This is a genomic window from Shigella sp. FC1567, assembly GCF_001743015.1.
GTDB lineage: Bacteria > Pseudomonadota > Gammaproteobacteria > Enterobacterales > Enterobacteriaceae > Escherichia > Escherichia coli.
The window spans coordinates 1-409 of sequence record NZ_MIIV01000412.1 but is presented as its reverse complement, the minus strand read 5'-3'; the positions used below and the strand labels follow the sequence as shown (position 1 = coordinate 409).

The 409-nt window shown below is 55.7% G+C and carries 1 protein-coding gene; it reads right to left on the bottom strand.

Annotated features, from left to right (window positions below):
- The coding region (locus tag BHE85_RS18875; RefSeq protein WP_171730062.1) for an IS66 family transposase at nt 1-409 on the bottom strand (409 nt) is incomplete at both ends.

Here is a 409-nt window from a genome sequence, read left to right as displayed (position 1 = left end):
TTTTTTTACCCGTTCTGTGCGGATCACTTTCAGAGCGCTGCTCACCAGTTCCAGTTGTTCTGCGCTGACTTCCCCCAGATAATCCAGCTCACCGCCACACTCCGGGCAACAGCTTTCTTCTGGCTCCAGGCGATTTATTTCGCGGGGCAGATGCTCCGGTAACGGGCGACGATGACGAGACTGTCGCAACTGGCGGGGAACCTGCGGATCGTCTTCCCGCCCACTGTAACGATCACTGTCCTGTTCGCGTTGTTTCAGCAGGGCCTCAGCCTGTTCAACTTCACGACGCAGTTTTTCAGAACGGGTACCGAACAGCATCCGGCGCAGTTTTTCTATCTGAGCCCGCAGATGTTCTATTTCCCGTTCATCTTCTTCGATCTTTTCTTCGGCGCGGGCCAGTGCAGAGCGC